This window comes from Gluconobacter cerinus (assembly GCF_002723935.1).
In the GTDB taxonomy this organism is placed as follows: domain Bacteria; phylum Pseudomonadota; class Alphaproteobacteria; order Acetobacterales; family Acetobacteraceae; genus Gluconobacter; species Gluconobacter cerinus.
In genome coordinates this window covers 324902-340607 of record NZ_BEWM01000005.1, presented here as the reverse complement: position 1 = coordinate 340607, position 15706 = coordinate 324902, and the positions used below count along the sequence as shown (strand labels likewise).

19 protein-coding genes and 1 other RNA gene are annotated in these 15706 nt (G+C 56.5%); 10 read left to right on the top strand and 10 right to left on the bottom strand.

Annotated features, from left to right (window positions below):
- Nucleotides 1-125: 125 nt before the first annotated feature.
- From GCE01_RS13505 to GCE01_RS13485, 5 genes are all read right to left on the bottom strand, one after another.
- Nucleotides 126-941: a TIGR00282 family metallophosphoesterase gene (locus GCE01_RS13505; RefSeq protein ID WP_099213263.1), complete on the bottom strand. Its 816-nt coding sequence runs from the start codon at nucleotides 939-941 to the stop codon at nucleotides 126-128.
- Between the two features lie 3 nt (nucleotides 942-944).
- Nucleotides 945-1469: a 5-formyltetrahydrofolate cyclo-ligase gene (locus GCE01_RS13500; protein WP_373321762.1), complete on the bottom strand. Its 525-nt coding sequence runs from the start codon at nucleotides 1467-1469 to the stop codon at nucleotides 945-947.
- Nucleotides 1470-1512: 43 nt separating this feature from the next.
- Nucleotides 1513-1669, bottom strand: a non-coding RNA gene (ssrS, locus tag GCE01_RS13495) — 6S RNA.
- Between the two features lie 47 nt (nucleotides 1670-1716).
- The gene (locus tag GCE01_RS13490; RefSeq protein WP_046901310.1) at nucleotides 1717-2061 is read right to left on the bottom strand and encodes a cell division protein ZapA; all 345 of its coding nucleotides are present in this window, start codon (nucleotides 2059-2061) and stop codon (nucleotides 1717-1719) included.
- A 3-nt stretch (nucleotides 2062-2064) separates the two neighbouring features.
- Nucleotides 2065-2280: a hypothetical protein gene (locus tag GCE01_RS13485; protein WP_086634867.1), complete on the bottom strand. Its 216-nt coding sequence runs from the start codon at nucleotides 2278-2280 to the stop codon at nucleotides 2065-2067.
- 158 nt (nucleotides 2281-2438) lie between these two features.
- Between GCE01_RS13485 and GCE01_RS13480 the strand changes: the two genes are divergently transcribed.
- The gene (locus GCE01_RS13480; RefSeq protein WP_244591223.1) at nucleotides 2439-2729 is read left to right on the top strand and encodes a hypothetical protein; all 291 of its coding nucleotides are present in this window, start codon (nucleotides 2439-2441) and stop codon (nucleotides 2727-2729) included.
- A gap of 32 nt (nucleotides 2730-2761) precedes the next feature.
- Nucleotides 2762-3340, top strand: a complete 579-nt coding sequence (locus GCE01_RS13475; protein ID WP_099213261.1) for a thiamine phosphate synthase — start codon at nucleotides 2762-2764, stop codon at nucleotides 3338-3340.
- Between the two features lie 26 nt (nucleotides 3341-3366).
- On the opposite strand, the gene GCE01_RS13470 is transcribed toward GCE01_RS13475, so the two are convergent.
- From GCE01_RS13470 to epmA, 3 genes are all read right to left on the bottom strand, one after another.
- The gene (locus GCE01_RS13470; RefSeq protein WP_099213260.1) at nucleotides 3367-4098 is read right to left on the bottom strand and encodes a fasciclin domain-containing protein; all 732 of its coding nucleotides are present in this window, start codon (nucleotides 4096-4098) and stop codon (nucleotides 3367-3369) included.
- A gap of 57 nt (nucleotides 4099-4155) precedes the next feature.
- On the bottom strand, nucleotides 4156-4578 hold the full coding sequence (locus tag GCE01_RS13465; RefSeq protein WP_046902037.1) for a hypothetical protein: 423 nt from the start codon (nucleotides 4576-4578) through the stop codon (nucleotides 4156-4158).
- A 107-nt stretch (nucleotides 4579-4685) separates the two neighbouring features.
- Nucleotides 4686-5681 (bottom strand): EF-P lysine aminoacylase EpmA, encoded by a 996-nt coding sequence (gene epmA, locus GCE01_RS13460; RefSeq protein WP_099213259.1) that lies wholly within the window; start codon nucleotides 5679-5681, stop codon nucleotides 4686-4688.
- Between the two features lie 52 nt (nucleotides 5682-5733).
- On the opposite strand from epmA, the gene GCE01_RS13455 reads away from it, so the two are divergent.
- Nucleotides 5734-6783 carry a lysine-2,3-aminomutase-like protein gene (locus GCE01_RS13455; RefSeq protein ID WP_099213258.1) on the top strand — a complete coding sequence of 350 codons (1050 nt, stop codon included), beginning with the start codon at nucleotides 5734-5736 and terminating at the stop codon, nucleotides 6781-6783.
- A gap of 159 nt (nucleotides 6784-6942) precedes the next feature.
- Here GCE01_RS13455 and GCE01_RS13450 read toward each other — a convergent pair whose 3' ends face one another.
- Nucleotides 6943-7257, bottom strand: coding sequence for a carboxymuconolactone decarboxylase family protein (locus GCE01_RS13450; RefSeq protein WP_046901305.1), 315 nt, complete (start codon nucleotides 7255-7257; stop codon nucleotides 6943-6945).
- Between the two features lie 216 nt (nucleotides 7258-7473).
- Between GCE01_RS13450 and efp the strand changes: the two genes are divergently transcribed.
- The 7 genes from efp to GCE01_RS13415 all read left to right on the top strand — a co-directional run bounded on the left by efp (nucleotide 7474) and on the right by GCE01_RS13415 (nucleotide 15128).
- On the top strand, nucleotides 7474-8040 hold the full coding sequence (efp, locus tag GCE01_RS13445) for an elongation factor P (RefSeq protein WP_046901304.1): 567 nt from the start codon (nucleotides 7474-7476) through the stop codon (nucleotides 8038-8040).
- A gap of 2 nt (nucleotides 8041-8042) precedes the next feature.
- Nucleotides 8043-8870 carry an inositol monophosphatase family protein gene (locus GCE01_RS13440; RefSeq protein WP_064274968.1) on the top strand — a complete coding sequence of 276 codons (828 nt, stop codon included), beginning with the start codon at nucleotides 8043-8045 and terminating at the stop codon, nucleotides 8868-8870.
- A gap of 60 nt (nucleotides 8871-8930) precedes the next feature.
- Nucleotides 8931-9668, top strand: coding sequence for an OmpA family protein (locus GCE01_RS13435; RefSeq protein WP_174694849.1), 738 nt, complete (start codon nucleotides 8931-8933; stop codon nucleotides 9666-9668).
- 17 nt (nucleotides 9669-9685) lie between these two features.
- Nucleotides 9686-10834, top strand: coding sequence for a hypothetical protein (locus GCE01_RS13430; protein ID WP_046901302.1), 1149 nt, complete (start codon nucleotides 9686-9688; stop codon nucleotides 10832-10834).
- A 2-nt stretch (nucleotides 10835-10836) separates the two neighbouring features.
- A complete protein-coding gene (locus GCE01_RS13425) occupies nucleotides 10837-11838 on the top strand; it encodes a peptidoglycan -binding protein (RefSeq protein WP_099213256.1) in 1002 nt (333 codons plus the stop codon).
- A gap of 83 nt (nucleotides 11839-11921) precedes the next feature.
- On the top strand, nucleotides 11922-13724 hold the full coding sequence (lepA, locus tag GCE01_RS13420) for a translation elongation factor 4 (RefSeq protein WP_086633035.1): 1803 nt from the start codon (nucleotides 11922-11924) through the stop codon (nucleotides 13722-13724).
- Between the two features lie 9 nt (nucleotides 13725-13733).
- Nucleotides 13734-15128 (top strand): glycosyltransferase family 2 protein, encoded by a 1395-nt coding sequence (locus tag GCE01_RS13415; protein ID WP_099213255.1) that lies wholly within the window; start codon nucleotides 13734-13736, stop codon nucleotides 15126-15128.
- Here GCE01_RS13415 and GCE01_RS13410 read toward each other — a convergent pair.
- Entirely contained in the window at nucleotides 15118-15669 is a 552-nt protein-coding gene (locus GCE01_RS13410) for a biliverdin-producing heme oxygenase (RefSeq protein WP_099213254.1), read from the bottom strand. The genes GCE01_RS13415 and GCE01_RS13410 overlap by 11 nt on opposite strands.
- Between the last annotated feature and the right edge of the window lie 37 nt (nucleotides 15670-15706).

Below are 15706 nucleotides of genomic sequence, written 5' to 3'. Positions count from 1 at the left end.
CACTTATCCACAAGAAAAATGACTGTAAATTGGGGGAAATGCGAGAAATCCACACTTTTCACCCTTTTAGCCCTCAGAAAAAACTTTCATTTTCTCCATTTTTCTTCTGAAATCTTTGTCCCGCGTCAGAAATCCGGCCAGTTCGGCGCCAGATGCCCTCCCATCCTTAAAGGAGCGACGCGGACCGCCAGACCTGTGGCGTCGTTTGTCTCGACCATCAGACCGCAAACTGTCGCCTCGCCTTCTGCTGGCTGAGGGCGCTCCCCTGGAATTTTACGGATCAGCCGATGAAGGGACGCCTCCTTCCCCATGCCAATGACACTGTCATAGTCACCACACATGCCGGCATCCGTCTGATAGGCCGTGCCTTTGGGAAGAATACGATGGTCCGCCGTCGGCACATGCGTATGTGTTCCAACAACCAGCGACACCCGCCCGTCGAAGAACTGACCAAAGCCCGTCTTCTCACTGGTCGCTTCCGCGTGAATGTCTACGACAATTGCATTCACGGTCACGCCAAGCCGATGACGGGACAGCAATTCACCAACGACCCGAAAGGGATCATCCAGCGGGTCCATGAAAATTCGACCCATGACATTAACCACCAGAGCGCGGCGACCACGCTCCAGATCTATAATGTAGCTCCCCTGCCCCGGCGTCCCTGCGGGATAGTTAATGGGTCGCACGATATTAGGCATCTGACTGATGTGGCTCACCATATCGCGCCTGTCCCAGGCGTGGTTGCCCAATGTGATGACATCTACACCGGCAGAGAACAGGCTTCTCGCGATATCAGGGGAAAGGCCATAACCATGTGAAGCGTTCTCCGCATTCACGACAACCAGATCCAAAGAGAGCTTTTTACGCCACTCCGGCAAGTTGTCGGTTATTGCTTCACGTCCACTCCGACCTACAACGTCGCCCAGAAACAGCAGTCTCAACAGTCAGCCTTCCAAATTATAAGGCCCCGTCTGAATCGTCTCTTTTTCAGTGACGACAACAGAGAGGGGAATATCGTACGGCCCAATGGGAATGCTTTTCATTTCCTGAAAGGCAAAACCGAAGCCAATTGCGGGCACATTCAGCTGCGCCAGAGTGCGGTCATAATAACCGCCCCCGTAGCCCAAGCGAAAACCTTTCCGGTCAAACGCCAGGAAAGGAACAAGAACAAGATCAGGAACAAGGATGGGGCCATCAGGATGAGATGTCCCAAAGCGACCTGCCAACATGGAGCTATCTTTGCTCCACTCCCGAAAAACGAGAGGCGTTCCCTTGGATGTCGTCTCGGGCAGCGCAACGCGTCGCCCATCACGAGCCAGCCGGGAACACAAAGGTCGAAGATCGATTTCTCCCGGCAGGGGCCAAACCGCCGCTACGCTCGGAGCATCATAAGTCTGAACGGTTTTAAAAAGCCGTTCCAGAAGGTCCGCTTCTGCATGCGCTGGCGCATTTCTGCGCTTCTCAGCCATGAGGTCGCGGAGTTCTTTTTTTTGCTGATCGATGGAAGAAATCTGTGGAGCCGCCAAAGCCGTTGGTCTTTTCAGCCCTCCTAGACCTGCAAGTGCAGGTGGGCACCGGTTAACGTGACCAGGGCCACGACAGAGCCAGTTCCCGTAGGAATGCTTATCGGCCCGGGGGTTGATTTGCCTGACGCACCAGGCAGCTCCGAACTACATATTAGACACTGCGGAGAGATATTCAACGGGAACCCGTCGATTACCCTTCCTTTTCGAGCGTCTCAGCCAAACCCTCAACCTGCTGCGTCAAATGTGCGAGCCTTGCCTGGCGGGATTCCGCGATACGCAAGGCCGCTTTGGCCTCTTCAACAGTCGCCAGCATATCATCCGGAATCGGCCGACGCTTCAGCTCGAAAATTTCGTCCGCCATCAAGAGCGCAGCCATCATAAGTGTCTTGGACTCGCTAGCGGCACCACCAAGTGTCCTCGCCCGCTGAAGCCAGCTCTCAACCTGCCGCGCCATGGAATAAAGATGGTGTTCTTCTCCATCCTGGCAGCCAACACTGTAAACATACCCGTTCAGACGAATGGAAACCTGCCCCATGGCTCATTCTCCCTTTCGTTCAAGAATTCCGCGGATACGCACACATAAAGCGTCGATGTTTGCGGCAATCTCTGGCAGGTCGGGAGCTGAACGCGCCTCGCGCTCACGCTCTTCCCGCATTCGGGCCTGCTGCTCCATCGCAGTGGCAATTCGCCCCACCGCTTCCTCAAGACGATCAATAGTCCTATCGTCCTGCAGAGATCCTGTCTGCTCGCTCAAAACGCGCTCTTTCCGTTCATGCCATCACTATGCCGAATACTATGACCGACACATCTCATCCTAGACTACCTGCTCAGGAAAGACCCGAACCCTTCATCAGGTCAAGCGCTGCACCTTCTCTGGTGCTGCCAGTTTTCAGTATTTCTTCTTACCCTGAAATGACCAGACTTAGAGCACAGCACCCTCAGCCCTTTCTGGCACTCTCCCCTGACGGCGCAGGAAACAGCTTCGGAATTCCCTGGTGGCTGGATGTGGTGCAGGAACAAAAAGCTTTTTCCATTCTGGATTGTGGCGCCTCCGCAGCTTTGGCGCGCATGGCACTCCTGGCCGGGATTGGATGGGTTGTTTGCCAAGCGTCTCCGCAGCAAATGAGAGCCTTGAAGTCAGACAAACTCCATGAAACGAGGGTCCTTGCGGCCCGCCCTTCCCCTACCTCATGGCGACGCTAGCCCGCCGCGCGTGAATCTGCGAAACTCTGCTCATGATACCTTGCGATCTTTATCCCGTTCTGCCCTCCACATTCGAAACAGCCGCAATGCTTGATGCATTGCCGGGGCTACTCGCACGCCCCGAGGTTACTGCGCTGCGTTTTCCAGCAGCCCACAACCTCGACAAAAAGCAGCTTTCCAAATTCGTGAGTCTGCTTCACGAGAATGACGTCGCTCTGATGCTGGATGTGGCGGATGTAACGGTTTCTATCTCGCCAGATCTTTTAAAGGTGGCTGATGGTATCCACGCGCCGTCACCAGACAGCCTGCCTGTCCTGCGCAAAATAGCAGGAGAAAATATTCAGATTGGATGCTTCTGCCAAAGCCGGGACGAAGCGATGCAGGCCGGAGAAAGCGGCGCGGACTACATCGCCTTCCCTTCAGAACATACAGACATGATTAAGTGGTGGACGTCCGTAATGGAACTTCCTGCCGTGGCCGAAAACATTGTATCGGCCGAAGCTGCACGGACCGCCAAAGACTCTGCTGCTGACTTCCTTGCCATCCCTCTGAAGCTGGATGACAGTGATCAGGACATTGTCATCCAGCTGATAAGCGCACTCAGCACCTAAACTAAAGTGGCGCGCTTTTCTTTGATTCAGTGAGAAACAGGAAGCAGCGCGTCCCGCATGAAATACAGAACACCATTGGACTGCGGCAGCGAATGGCTCCACAGATGAGCCACCTGCCCGGCGGGATTACTCAGGAAAATTTCGCCAGTCCGCGCATCGATATGGACGCTGATGATATCTCCATACAGCGTCTTAAGACCGATCCCCCGACCATGGTTTCTTGCGATGGCCTTGCGAATGGCTTTTTCGTCCCATTTTCCTGATGCGATCGTATAGCCCAGAATATGGGTCAACTGACCCTTCATCGCAGGGGCCATCAGCCCGCCAAGCCAGCGGGCCGAAAGCTTTTCCATCGCCTCATTTGGAATGGCGAAAACAGTATAAGGGCCCGGTCCCGTGATCCAGGGCACCAGACCAACATGCCGGATCGCAGCCGTATAGTCGGCCAGTTCCACGGACGCAGCGATATTTTCGTCCAGTGGACGATCATCATACGACGGGGATGCAGGCCGGTGATAAGCGACCGGCGTGCTCGGCTCATTATTCTTGGGCTTTTCGAACGCATCGGCGACCGTGTCAGGCATGTAAGACATGGACGTCTTTGCCTTTGTCTCGAAACTGTCCTGATAATTATGCGACCAGTCCGTCCCATGACATCCTGCCAGAGCTAACCCCAGCAGGGCCACTGCGCCCGAACGAAGACCCGAGAACCGGGTCAAAGCGCCGGGGGCAGAGGAAAAACCGAATCGCACATGCATGTCTGGTCACACCGTCTTAATAAAGAGGACGCAGAACCATAGACGAGGAAACCGGGTTCAGCACCCGTCCCCGCGCATGGTCCATCCCACGACGTGACCGCTTACCAGTTCAAACGTCGTCTGACAGCTTGTGTTGTAATAGGTCGCGGGGAAACCGCCACCCCAGCCGCCGCCGTAGCCACCATAGCCGGGTCCACCCCAGCCACCGCCCCAACCGCCGCCCCAGCCACCATAGCCGCCGCCCCAGCCGCCCCAACCCCAGCCGCCGCCACCGGAATACTGGGTCTGGTTATCGATATAGGCGAGGAACGAGTGACCTTCTGCCTGGTAATCCTTGGTCGGCACGCCAAACTGGCGAATGACGTCCACTTCAGACTTCCCGACCATCGAATCGAGGACCTTACGCTGCTGCAGGGTAGGAACCTCACAGGCGGAAAGAGCCAGAAGAGCGACGACGGAAAGCAGCTTTGCCTTTTTCATTTTCTTTGTCCCCGGCTGTGTGACCAGCACAGATATGTTTCTTCGTGAGACGTTCTAGCCCGTTTGGAGATAGAAACGGATTAAAAGTCCTGCAAGTTTCAAAACGGCTATGCCAACCACAAAATGTCACGGATTGCAGGCGCCCCCGTCGCAAGCATGACGAGGCGGTCAAACCCCAGCGCAATACCAGAACATGATGGCATATCTGGCAATGCCGTCAAAAAAGCTTCATCAAGCGGCCAGTCCTGATCGGGCGAAATGTCGAGTCTTCGTTGCCGATCTGTAGCGAAACGTTCGCGCTGCTCCACAGGATCCGTCAATTCTTCGAACGCGTTCGCCAGCTCGATCCCACCAATATACAGTTCAAACCGCAAGGCTGCCCTCGCGTCCGACGGATCCTTGCGGGCAAGAGCCGCCTGCTCTGCAGGCCAGTGAGTCAGGAAAGTAGGCCTTTCACGACCGATGACAGGCTCGACACGCTCCAGAAGCAGGCGAAAAAAGAGATCTTCCCAGGTCTCACCGTTTCTGAGCACCGCGCCCGCCTGTGTCGCCAGAGCTTCTGCATTTCCGGCTGTCGCCAGAAGATCTGCACCTACATATCGTGCAAAAGCATCCTGCATTGTCAGACGTTCAAACGGCGCAGACAAGGGAATTAGTCTTCCATCCCTATACACCTGCTCCGGCAGAAGAGCCCTCACATAAGACTCCGTCTCATCCATCAGGCCGGCAAGATCAGCTTCAGGCGCATACCATTCCAGCATCGTGAATTCCGGAACATGCGTGGAACTGCTTTCTCCATTGCGCCAGACCCGGGCAAGCTGGAAGATCGGTAGCCCCGTGGCCGCTACAATTCGTTTCATCGCAAATTCGGGACTGGTATGCAGGAACCGTGCTTCACGGCCTCCATCAGGCTGCTCCAGTTCTGTTCGGAAGCAGCGAAGATGCACTTCTTCCCCCGGAACCGGAACCGCGTAAGGCGTTTCCACATCCAGATAACCACGATCATCGAAAAATTTTCGCGTAGCCTGCACCATGGTAGCCCGGCGCCTGAGCAACGGCAGGCGTTCAGCAATCCGGTCATGATCGGATGAGGAATGGGTCATAAGGGAAGAGTTCCTGTTGCAACACACAGCCAGCCAGCGTTAGAGCCACCACATGCACGATATGGTCAAGACCACGAACAAGCGGCATGTGCTGCGCACACCATCTGATCTCATTCAGGCAGGTCTAGCTCCGGAAGCCGACAGAGCGACCCTTGATGCTGTCAGCAGCCACTTTGCGACAGCCATCCCATCTGCATTCCAAGCGCTGATTGAAACCTCAGACGACCCTATCGGAAAGCAGGTCATCCCTGACATCCGGGAACTGACCACGCAGCCCTATGAAACCGTTGATCCGATTGGGGATGATGCGCTGTCCCCCGTCAAAGGGATCGTACATCGTTACGAAGACCGCGCGCTTCTGAAGCCCCTGTTGATCTGCCCACTTTACTGCCGTTTCTGTTTCCGACGTGAACATGTTGGCCCCGATGGTGGCCTTCTGACAGATAAAGAGCTTGAAACTGCGCTTGACTGGGTTCGGATGCATCCCGCCATCCGCGAAATCATCCTGACGGGTGGTGATCCTCTGATGCTCGCGCCACGCCGACTGAAACATATCGTTCAGTCCCTCTCGGCGATTCCACATATTGAGACCATCCGTATTCATTCCCGTGTTCCCGTAGCAGACCCAGCCCGCATTACACCGGACCTGCTGGACGCCATGGAAACAGATCGCGCCATGTGGGTCGTTGCGCACATCAATCACGCACGGGAAATGACAGACGGGGCCCGCAAGGCAGTTCGCGCCATTCTTTCGCGCGCCATTCCGGTTCTGTCCCAATCTGTTCTTTTAAGGGGGGTGAACGATACGGAAGCCTCTCTGGAGGCGCTTTTGCGCGCGCTCGTAACGGCACGTATCAAGCCGTATTACCTGCATCACCTCGACGCCGCACCGGGAACCAGTCACTTTCAGGTTCCCGTTGAAGAAGGGCGTGCTTTGCTGGGCCGCCTTCGTGGACGCGTCACGGGCTTGGCATGGCCGACATATGTTCTCGATATTCCCTATGGCAAAGGGAAAGTCCCACTGGGGCCGGATTACCTGTTGCCTGGAGAGAAGGGCAAAGTCCGTACACCTCAAGGAGAAATTGCGGATTTTGAAGGTTAGGGCCTATCGCTCAGGTCATCGAAATCCTGGCCTGCTTCAGCCTCGGACGTTAACTGTCTAAATCACAGACAGGCTCGCTCAATACGATAGAGCATTGCCCAACGGCGAATTTTGGAGCTGCTTACCCAACGAACTGGGACGCAGCCCCGAGCACCAGCTTTACCCTTCCGTCTTCGGAAACAGATGCGTCGCATGCGTGACGGCGCCACCCGCACGGATAGCCGCTGCCACCAGAGCAATCTCTGAAAGCTGAGCGTCTGTTGCCCCTGCCTCACGCGCAGCCTTGGCATGAAGTTCGATGCAATACGGGCACTGCGTGGTCAGCGCGACAGCAACCGCAGCGAGCTGCTTGGTCAGGGCGCTGACAGTTCCGTCTTCAAATGCAGCGCGATCAAACTGCCAGAAAGCGTCCATCCCCTTGCTGGCGTTCGCTTCGAGATGGGAAATACGGGAAAGATTTTTCATGTCGTACATGAGAGCAAGCCCCTGAGTTATCCGTCCCCGCCTGCACGACAGGGCCATTGCGAGCATGAACCCCTCTCACTTTTCCTCCAAGAGCGACATCCTTCACACTTTCCTGAGTTATTCGGCCCACTCAGGCCGCCTTGCGCCTTGCCGAAATCCCCTTCACGGCGCTAGAAGCCCACAAGACGTGATAAGAAACCCACTATTGCAGGGTCAGGACAACACATGAAGCAACAAGCCAACCTTATCCGCGCCGGTCAGGTCATCGAGCACGATGGCCGTCGCTGGACGGTTCTCAAGCAGCAGATCATCACCCCGGGTAAGGGTGGCGCGTTTATTCAGGTTGAAATGCGTGACCTGAAGACGGGCAACAAGACGAATGAGCGCTGGCGCACCGCAGACACCGTTGAGCGCCTGATCACGGAAGACAAGGACTTCACCTATTCCTACATGGACGGTGAAAACATCGTTCTGATGGACCCGGAAACGTTCGAGCAGGTCATCCTGCCAACCGATATCCTGGGTGACCAGCTTCCGTTCCTGCAGGACAACATGGAACTGAGCGTTAAGCTTGTGGAAGGCGACGCCGTTGGCGTGACCCTGCCGCCGCATGTCACGCTCGAAATCACCGAAGCGGACCCGGTCGTGAAAGGCCAGACAGCCTCATCGTCCTACAAGCCAGCCATGCTCGCCAATGGCGTGAAGACCATGGTTCCTCCTTTCATTGAAGCTGGCGAGCGCATCGTTGTCCGTACGGATGATGCGTCCTACGTCGAGCGCGCCAAGGACTGATCATGCGTCTTTCCCCGCACATGGCCGTCATGCAGAACGCAGCGCAGAAGGCCGCACGCCGCCTGCTCCGCGATTTTGCAGAGGTCGAGCAGCTTCAGGTCAGCATCAAGGGTCCGGGAGACTTCGTGTCCCAGGCCGACCTGCGTGCAGAAACCATCATCCGCGAAGAACTCGCCCGCGCACGTCCAGGCTATGCCTTCCTCATGGAAGAATCAGGCCCCTCGGGCGGGGATAACTGGACGTGGCGCTGGATTGTCGATCCGCTGGACGGCACGACGAACTTCCTGCACGGCATTCCGCACTGGGCCATTTCCATTGGCCTTCAGCGTCGCCTGCCAGATGGTACGGTCGAACTGGTCTCCGGGCTGGTTTACAATCCTGCTGCCAACGAAATGTTCTGGGCTGAAAAAGGCATCGGCGCATTCCTGAACGAGCGCCGCCTGCGCGTTTCCGCACGACGGAACATGCAGGAAGCCGTGTTCGCCACAGGTATTCCGTTCGCAAAGGTCCCCAGCAGCAAGCGTCTGCCCTTCGCGCGCGTTCTGGGTGCTCTCATGCCGCAGGTTGCAGGCATCCGCCGCTTCGGCGCCGCTGCCCTTGATCTCGCATGGGTCGCAGCTGGCCGTTACGAAGGTTACTGGGAATTCGGCATCAAGCCATGGGACTGCGCAGCAGGCCTGCTGATCGTTCGGGAAGCTGGTGGCCACGCCACTGATCCGGACGGACAGGAGCTTCATGACCTCGACGACGACGTCAATGTTGTTGCCGGAAATGCCCAGCTTCATGGCACTCTGCGCGGTATCGTGCATGAGGCTTTGAACCGGGAGTAAGCAGAAGTCTCTCCTGCCCCATTGCGGGAGGATAGAACGCTCGGTTAGGATCGGTCCCCTATGTACAGGCCGATCCTAACCTCCCTATCAGTGGCGGCCGTTCTGGCCTGCCTTCAGCCTTCTGGGGCGCATGCCCAGGTCACCAGCAATCTGGATGATCTTCCCAGTGGCAAACCGACTGCCGTTGCAAAACCTGCAGTCCCTTCCCAGACTACGCATCGTGCCGCGGCGACGCCTTCTCCGTCGCGGAGCACGGCTACGCACAGCGCCTCTGCACCTATAGGTACAGGCAAAACGACGGTTCCTGCCGTTCCCACCGCACCGCCGCCACCTGTTGTGCTGCCGCCGCCTTTCGTCCCCATTCAGACGCATGCGCCCGCTCCACCGGTTGATATCAAGGCCGTTGCTGATGCGAAGAGCAGCACGACAGCTCTGCCAGAAGGCGGACTGCGCGTGATTTTTGCACCATCGAGTTCAGATCTCACCGATGAGAGCCTCAAGGCCCTTACGGCCTATGGCGCCTCACTCAAGGATCAGCCTGAAAAACGTATCATCCTGACAGCCTATGCCACGGTGCCAGGTGATGACATTTCAATGCCAAGGCGCATTTCCCTTGCACGAGCACTGGCTGTACGCTCCATTTTCATCAATGCTGGCGTTGCAACCACGCGCCTGTATCCCCGCGCCATGGGACGTCCGGACAAGAGCGATGCCAATCCGGCTGACCGTCTCGATATCGTCACTGAGCAAAATCCGCCGCCCTCCGATTCCGCAACCCCGGCAAACGGCACGCCATAAGCCAGGAAAGACCCGCCGTGACCCGTCCCACCACCTTCCTTCTGCGTATGGGCGTCTTTCTCGCCGCCGTTGCGCTTCTCGCAGCGTCTATGGCCAAGACGCTCCTGAACGCCTTCAATGCCAACCCGAAGCTGGATGCCGTCATTCTGGGCGTTCTGATTTTGGGAATTATCTGGAACCTGCGCGTCGTCCAGCGGCTCATGCCGGAAGTTCGCTGGGTGGAAATGCTCCGTCAGCCCCGCGCTGGGCTTGCAGCTCCAAATCCGCCCAAACTGCTCGCCCCAATGGCGAGCATGCTGGCCGCACGCAGTCGCACGGACCGTCTGACCCTCTCGACCCAGACAACCCAGGCCATGCTGGACAGTCTCTCGTCCCGATTGGATGAGAGCCGCGAAATTTCGCGTTATATGACGCAGTTGCTGATTTTCCTGGGGCTTCTCGGCACCTTCTACGGTCTGCTTCTGACGGTGAGCTCCATCGCCTCCGTGATCGGTGGAATGTCAGCGGGTAACGGCGATCTGGACGCCATGTTCAACCAGCTCAAGACAGGCCTTGCCGGTCCGTTGGCTGGCATGTCGACCGCATTCTCGGGTTCCATGTTCGGCCTGGCAGGAGCGCTGGTTCTTGGCTTCCTGGATCTGACAGCCGGTCAGGCACAAAGCCGCTTCTTCAATGAGCTGGAAGAATGGCTTGCGGGCGTTACACGCGTCAGCGGCGGCACAAGCATTGAGAGCGACGGGGCTCCGATCCCAGCCTATGTGCAGGCCCTTCTCGAGCAGACAGCGGAAAATCTTGAAACGCTTCAGAATGCCGTTTCCCGCAGTGAAGAAGCCCGCGTGCGGGAGGTTCAGTTGCTGGATAGCCTGCAGGAGCGTCTGCGCGGCATGACTGAACTCCTGAAAGCCAATCAGCAGATCATGACCCGCACGGCCGAGACGAATGCAGCCCTCGTTCCACTCCTTCGCCAGATGGGTGAAGAGGGTCAACCGGGCTCGCAAGGCACGCCGCTTCTTCGGATTGAGAGCCATCTTTCCCGTCTCGTTGAAGAACTGCATCAGGGTCGCGCCCAAACCGTGGGTGAAATTCGCAATGACCTGCGGGTTCTCGCGCGGACCATCGCTGCGGCCTCCGGCACCACAAACGGCACTTCCAGCAGGCAGGACTGACCATGGCCCGGCGCAGACGCGGACCCAACAACGCCCTGGATGCCTGGCCCGGCTATGTGGACGCTCTGTCCACACTGCTGATGGTCGTCACGTTCGTTCTTCTGGTCTTTGTGGTGGGACAACAGTTTTTGTCTGTCGCCCTGATGCGACGCGAGCACACACTCGACGCTTTGCAGAAGCAGTTGGCTGAGCTGTCACACATGCTCTCCATGACGGAAGACAAGAACCAATCCCTGAATGCGACGGTCGCCAGCCTGGCCAATGACAAGCAGAAGAACGAAGACCAGCTCAAGGCTTTGGCCGGACAGATGGCTCTTCTGAATGGCCAGCTTCAGTCCAAAGATCAGGCCCTTGCCTCTGCTGACAGCACAAGCCAGCAGCAGAACAGCAAAATCTCGGACCTACAGGCTCAGATCGAAGAACTGACACGCCAGCTTCAGGCCATCAGTAATGCTCTCGATATCGAGAAAAAGAACGAGCAGGCCAAGGACACGCAGATTCAGGATCTTGGAAACAAGCTGAACGTCGCCTTGGCCGACAAAGTGAACCAGCTCAAACGGTATCGTTCGGAATTTTTTGGCCGCCTGCGTGATATCCTGAAGAACCAGAAGGGCGTGAACGTCGTAGGAGATCGGTTTGTCTTTCAGTCAGAAATTCTTTTCCCTCAAGGCAGCGCTGATCTGACCACTGAAGGCAAAAAAGAAATCACCACTCTGGCAAAGACGTTCAAACAGGTGTCTTCAACCATTCCCGCAGATATCCCATGGATTCTGCGCATTGACGGTCATGCAGACAAACAGCCCATTCACAGCGCTTTTCCGAGCAACTGGGAGCTGTCCTCTGAACGAGCCATCACTGTTGTGAAACTTCTGATTGCCGAGGGTGTGGACCCGCATCATCTGGCAGCAACAGGGTTTGCAGACTTCCAGCCGCTTGACGCGGCCAGTACCCCAGCGGCATACGCCCGCAACCGCAGGATCGAGTTCCGTCTGACGGATCGCTGATTCCCCTTGCCTGCCTTTTCACGAAGGCAGGCTTTTCCGCAGGTCTGCTGACATTCCTGCGATAATCCCGTATGTAACCTGCCATGACCGAAACCCCGCTCTCCCTCATTCGCAATTTCTCGATCATTGCGCATATCGACCACGGTAAATCGACGCTTGCAGACCGCCTGATTCAGGCCTGTGGCGCTCTCACGGCCCGTGAGATGAAAGCTCAGGTCCTCGATTCGATGGAGCTGGAGCAGGAGCGCGGCATTACCATCAAGGCACAGACGGTTCGCCTGACGTACCCGGCCAAAGATGGAAACATCTACACGCTGAACCTTATGGACACGCCGGGCCACGTCGACTTTGCATATGAAGTCAGTCGCTCGCTTGCCGCCTGTGAGGGGTCATTGCTGGTTGTGGATGCGTCCCAGGGGGTGGAAGCCCAGACACTGGCAAACGTCTATCAGGCGATCGACGCGAACCACGAAATCGTGCCGGTTCTGAACAAGATCGACCTTCCGGCAGCAGAGCCGGAGCGTGTTCGCACGCAGATCGAAGAAGTCATTGGCATCCCGGCAGACGATGCTGTGGAAATCAGCGCCAAAACCGGCATCAACATCGAAGGCGTCCTTGAAGCACTTGTAACGCGTCTGCCAGCGCCGAAGGGTGACCGTTCAGCACCGCTTCAGGCTCTTCTGGTGGATAGCTGGTACGATGCCTACCTGGGCGTGATCATTCTGATTCGCGTCATGAATGGCACCGTCAAGCGCGGTGACCGCATTCGTATGATGCAGGCCGGCTCGACATATCACGTTGATCAGGTCGGCGTGTTCCTTCCCAAGATGACCAACGTTGATGAGCTTGGCCCAGGTGAGATGGGCTTCATTAACGCAGCCATCAAAACCGTTGCGGACGTCGCGGTCGGTGACACAATTACCTTAGATCGCAAGCCGGCCGAAAAGGCGCTTGCAGGCTTCAAGCCTTCCATCCCTGTTGTGTGGTGCGGCCTCTTCCCAATCGATGCTGACGATTTCGAGAAGCTGCGTGACAGCCTTGGCAAGCTGCGCCTAAACGACGCATCTTTCCACTTCGAAGCGGAAAGCTCTGCCGCTCTCGGCTTCGGCTTCCGCTGCGGATTCCTCGGACTGCTTCATCTGGAGATCATCCAGGAACGCCTCTCCCGCGAGTTCAATCTGGATCTGATCGCCACCGCGCCGTCTGTCGTCTATCGCATGACACTGACGAACGGCACGAAGGAAGAACTGCATAACCCTGCAGACATGCCGGATCCTGCCCAAATCGAAACCATTGAAGAGCCCTGGATCAAGGCTACGATCATGGTTCAGGATGAATATCTGGGTTCCGTGCTGACACTCTGCTCAGAACGTCGCGGTATTCAGGTCGATCTCACGTATGTCGGCAACCGTGCGATGGCCGTCTATCGTCTGCCGCTCAATGAAGTTGTGTTTGACTTCTATGATCGTCTGAAATCCCTGACCCGCGGATATGCGTCCTTCGACTATCAGGTTGATGGATACGAAGAGAGCGACCTGGTCCGTATTTCCATTCTGGTCAATCATGAGCCAGTGGATGCGCTGTCCTTTGTTGCCCACCGCACCGTAGCTGAGACACGCGGTCGTGCGATTTGCGGCAAGCTCAAGGATCTGATCCCCAAGCAGCTCTTCAAGATCGCCATTCAGGCCGCTATCGGCTCCAAGGTCATCGCCCGTGAAACCATTGGCGCGCTCTCCAAGGACGTGACGGCGAAATGCTATGGTGGTGACATCTCCCGTAAGCGCAAACTTCTGGACAAGCAGAAAGAAGGCAAGAAACGGATGAGACAGTTTGGTAAGGTCGAAATTCCGCAGAGTGCCTTCCTTGCAGCCCTCAAAATGGATTAACCCAGCCTTATGCCCAAAACAGCCGCTGTCCTGTTCGTCCATAACGAGACCGACAACATCGGCTGGTGGCTCAGTCACCACGCCACGATTGGGTTCTCAACACTGATCGTCTGCGACGATCATTCAACTGACGGCACCTGGACTCTTCTTTCCAATGCCGCTTCATTTTACGACATTCGTCTTCAACGATCGGACAAGACCATCCCCGATCGTCTGGAGCGCCAGACAGCCTTTCAAAAGGCTGTTTTTGAACAAGGGCGCACCGAATTCGATTGGATGATGATTCTAGCCGCAGACGAATATCTGCATCTTGAACTGGCCTCGTCTCTTGAAGAGTTTCTGGGTTCAGCAAATGGGCAGCCCATTCCAGTAAACTGGTGTCTGTTTGGTTCCAATGGCCATGAAACACCGTCGCCTTTTGCACCAAGCCAAGCCTTCACGCATCACGCACTTCTTGAGACTGCTGACCATAGGGTCACGCGAACCCTTTTACCGGCTGAACGGTTCGAAAGCGCTTTGCCTGATCCTTTCGGGCGTATCAGTTCTCATCCTGACTGGTCTCAGGCACGCGTTCTTCATTACGCAGCAGGCGATCGCCAGAGCTTTTTCCAACGCGGTTCAAGTGAAACGCCAGAAGAGGCCTGGAAACATTTTGATCGCAATGATGCATTAGAAACAGGACCGCAGCGTTGGTTACCGGAAACGCGCCGAATTGCAGCCGCGCTTGTTCAGTCAGGTTTGACCGATCTTTACTGGCGCCTTCGCCAGACCGTAGTCCACCATGACGAAAATACATTGGAAAAGCTTGGTCTCAGTGCCTCCGCGCTTTCTGCGGAAGATGACAGCACGTTTCCTGATTTTCAATTTTACGCGTTCAGTGAGACACAGCCGTTCGTGCTGGACCTTCACACAGAGCAACTCATTGCCCTTCCAGCGAGTGATCTAGACCCTACCCGGCATGTCCGGATGATCCTTGCTGTCGAGGCCAGTTCAGTCTCGCCATATCCTGCATTTCTTTTTCCTGAACGCCCCTGCCAGGCGCCGTGCCTGACCATCACAGGCTCTCCATCACTTCTCGCAGCCGTTCCCTTACGTTTCCGCCCAGAAGACCAGAGTATGGCTTCTGCAATCACGGGGCAGAGTGTCGATTTTGAAATCCCTGATCCCACGCTGTTCCCTCAGGAAGCCACGTCCGAGCTCTACGCACGCCTCACGGCGTTGATGGTGCTGAGTCAGGGCGGACACACACTAGAAGCGCTGCTTCGGGGCATTGAAAGACTTCCTGCCCCTGATGCAACTGCACTGGGGTGTGCAATTGCCATGCTCTCTCCCACAGAGGCAGAACAGTTGGCCGTCACATTCCCAGGGCTCGTTCCGTTGAGCGTCCGGCACGTCAGTCCGTAACAGCTGCCTTCCGAAACAAATCAAACGTTGCCGTCACACCATCCATGACCGCAGCCCGATAAGTCGCATCCCCGGTGGAAAGTCGCTCTCGCAGCATCTGAAGGAACGCGGGCCAGCCACCCTTTTCATGCGCTGCCGACAAATATTCCCGGGGTAGCCCTTCCCCCACCTGCGCTGACAGCATCTTGCCACCAAGGCGAGATCCTTCCAGCACATAGAGAGCACCCAGAGCACCTCCCGCTCCCGTTGGGGGATGCCAATCCAGCGCTGGGGGCAGCGAGTGGCCAAGAGTCTGTAGGTCACGTTGCAAAAGATCAGTGCGACCGCTCCATGCTGGTAAATCATGCTGCGTGGCGAGCCACTGCTCCACAATAGGTAACACCTTCGCATGGGCCTGCAGAAAGGCACCATAAGACGTTGGATCTGACAGATTGAAACGTGAATACGCCTGATCGACCCGTTCATGCACAGTGCGACTGACCTGACGCAAGGCTGTCAGGGGATCATGCTCGGCTCTGATATCGTTCACGGTCTCACTCATTTTCCACGCTCTTAATGTCTTCAGGCGCAACTGGGTC

Bases quoted from the DNA above. Each gene is read 5' to 3' on its own strand.
- GCE01_RS13500 (WP_373321762.1), bottom strand. From the start codon at position 1,469: ATGGCTGAGAAGCGCAGAAATGCGCCAGCGCATGCAGAAGCGGACCTT.
- GCE01_RS13490 (WP_046901310.1), bottom strand. From the start codon at position 2,061: ATGGGGCAGGTTTCCATTCGTCTGAACGGGTATGTTTACAGTGTTGGC.
- GCE01_RS13480 (WP_244591223.1), top strand. From the start codon at position 2,439: ATGACCAGACTTAGAGCACAGCACCCTCAGCCCTTTCTGGCACTCTCC.
- GCE01_RS13475 (WP_099213261.1), top strand. From the start codon at position 2,762: ATGATACCTTGCGATCTTTATCCCGTTCTGCCCTCCACATTCGAAACA.
- GCE01_RS13470 (WP_099213260.1), bottom strand. From the start codon at position 4,098: ATGCATGTGCGATTCGGTTTTTCCTCTGCCCCCGGCGCTTTGACCCGG.
- GCE01_RS13465 (WP_046902037.1), bottom strand. From the start codon at position 4,578: ATGAAAAAGGCAAAGCTGCTTTCCGTCGTCGCTCTTCTGGCTCTTTCC.
- epmA (WP_099213259.1), bottom strand. From the start codon at position 5,681: ATGACCCATTCCTCATCCGATCATGACCGGATTGCTGAACGCCTGCCG.
- GCE01_RS13455 (WP_099213258.1), top strand. From the start codon at position 5,734: ATGCACGATATGGTCAAGACCACGAACAAGCGGCATGTGCTGCGCACA.
- GCE01_RS13450 (WP_046901305.1), bottom strand. From the start codon at position 7,257: ATGTACGACATGAAAAATCTTTCCCGTATTTCCCATCTCGAAGCGAAC.
- efp (WP_046901304.1), top strand. From the start codon at position 7,474: ATGAAGCAACAAGCCAACCTTATCCGCGCCGGTCAGGTCATCGAGCAC.
- GCE01_RS13440 (WP_064274968.1), top strand. From the start codon at position 8,043: ATGCGTCTTTCCCCGCACATGGCCGTCATGCAGAACGCAGCGCAGAAG.
- GCE01_RS13435 (WP_174694849.1), top strand. From the start codon at position 8,931: ATGTACAGGCCGATCCTAACCTCCCTATCAGTGGCGGCCGTTCTGGCC.
- GCE01_RS13425 (WP_099213256.1), top strand. From the start codon at position 10,837: ATGGCCCGGCGCAGACGCGGACCCAACAACGCCCTGGATGCCTGGCCC.
- lepA (WP_086633035.1), top strand. From the start codon at position 11,922: ATGACCGAAACCCCGCTCTCCCTCATTCGCAATTTCTCGATCATTGCG.
- GCE01_RS13415 (WP_099213255.1), top strand. From the start codon at position 13,734: ATGCCCAAAACAGCCGCTGTCCTGTTCGTCCATAACGAGACCGACAAC.
- GCE01_RS13410 (WP_099213254.1), bottom strand. From the start codon at position 15,669: ATGAGTGAGACCGTGAACGATATCAGAGCCGAGCATGATCCCCTGACA.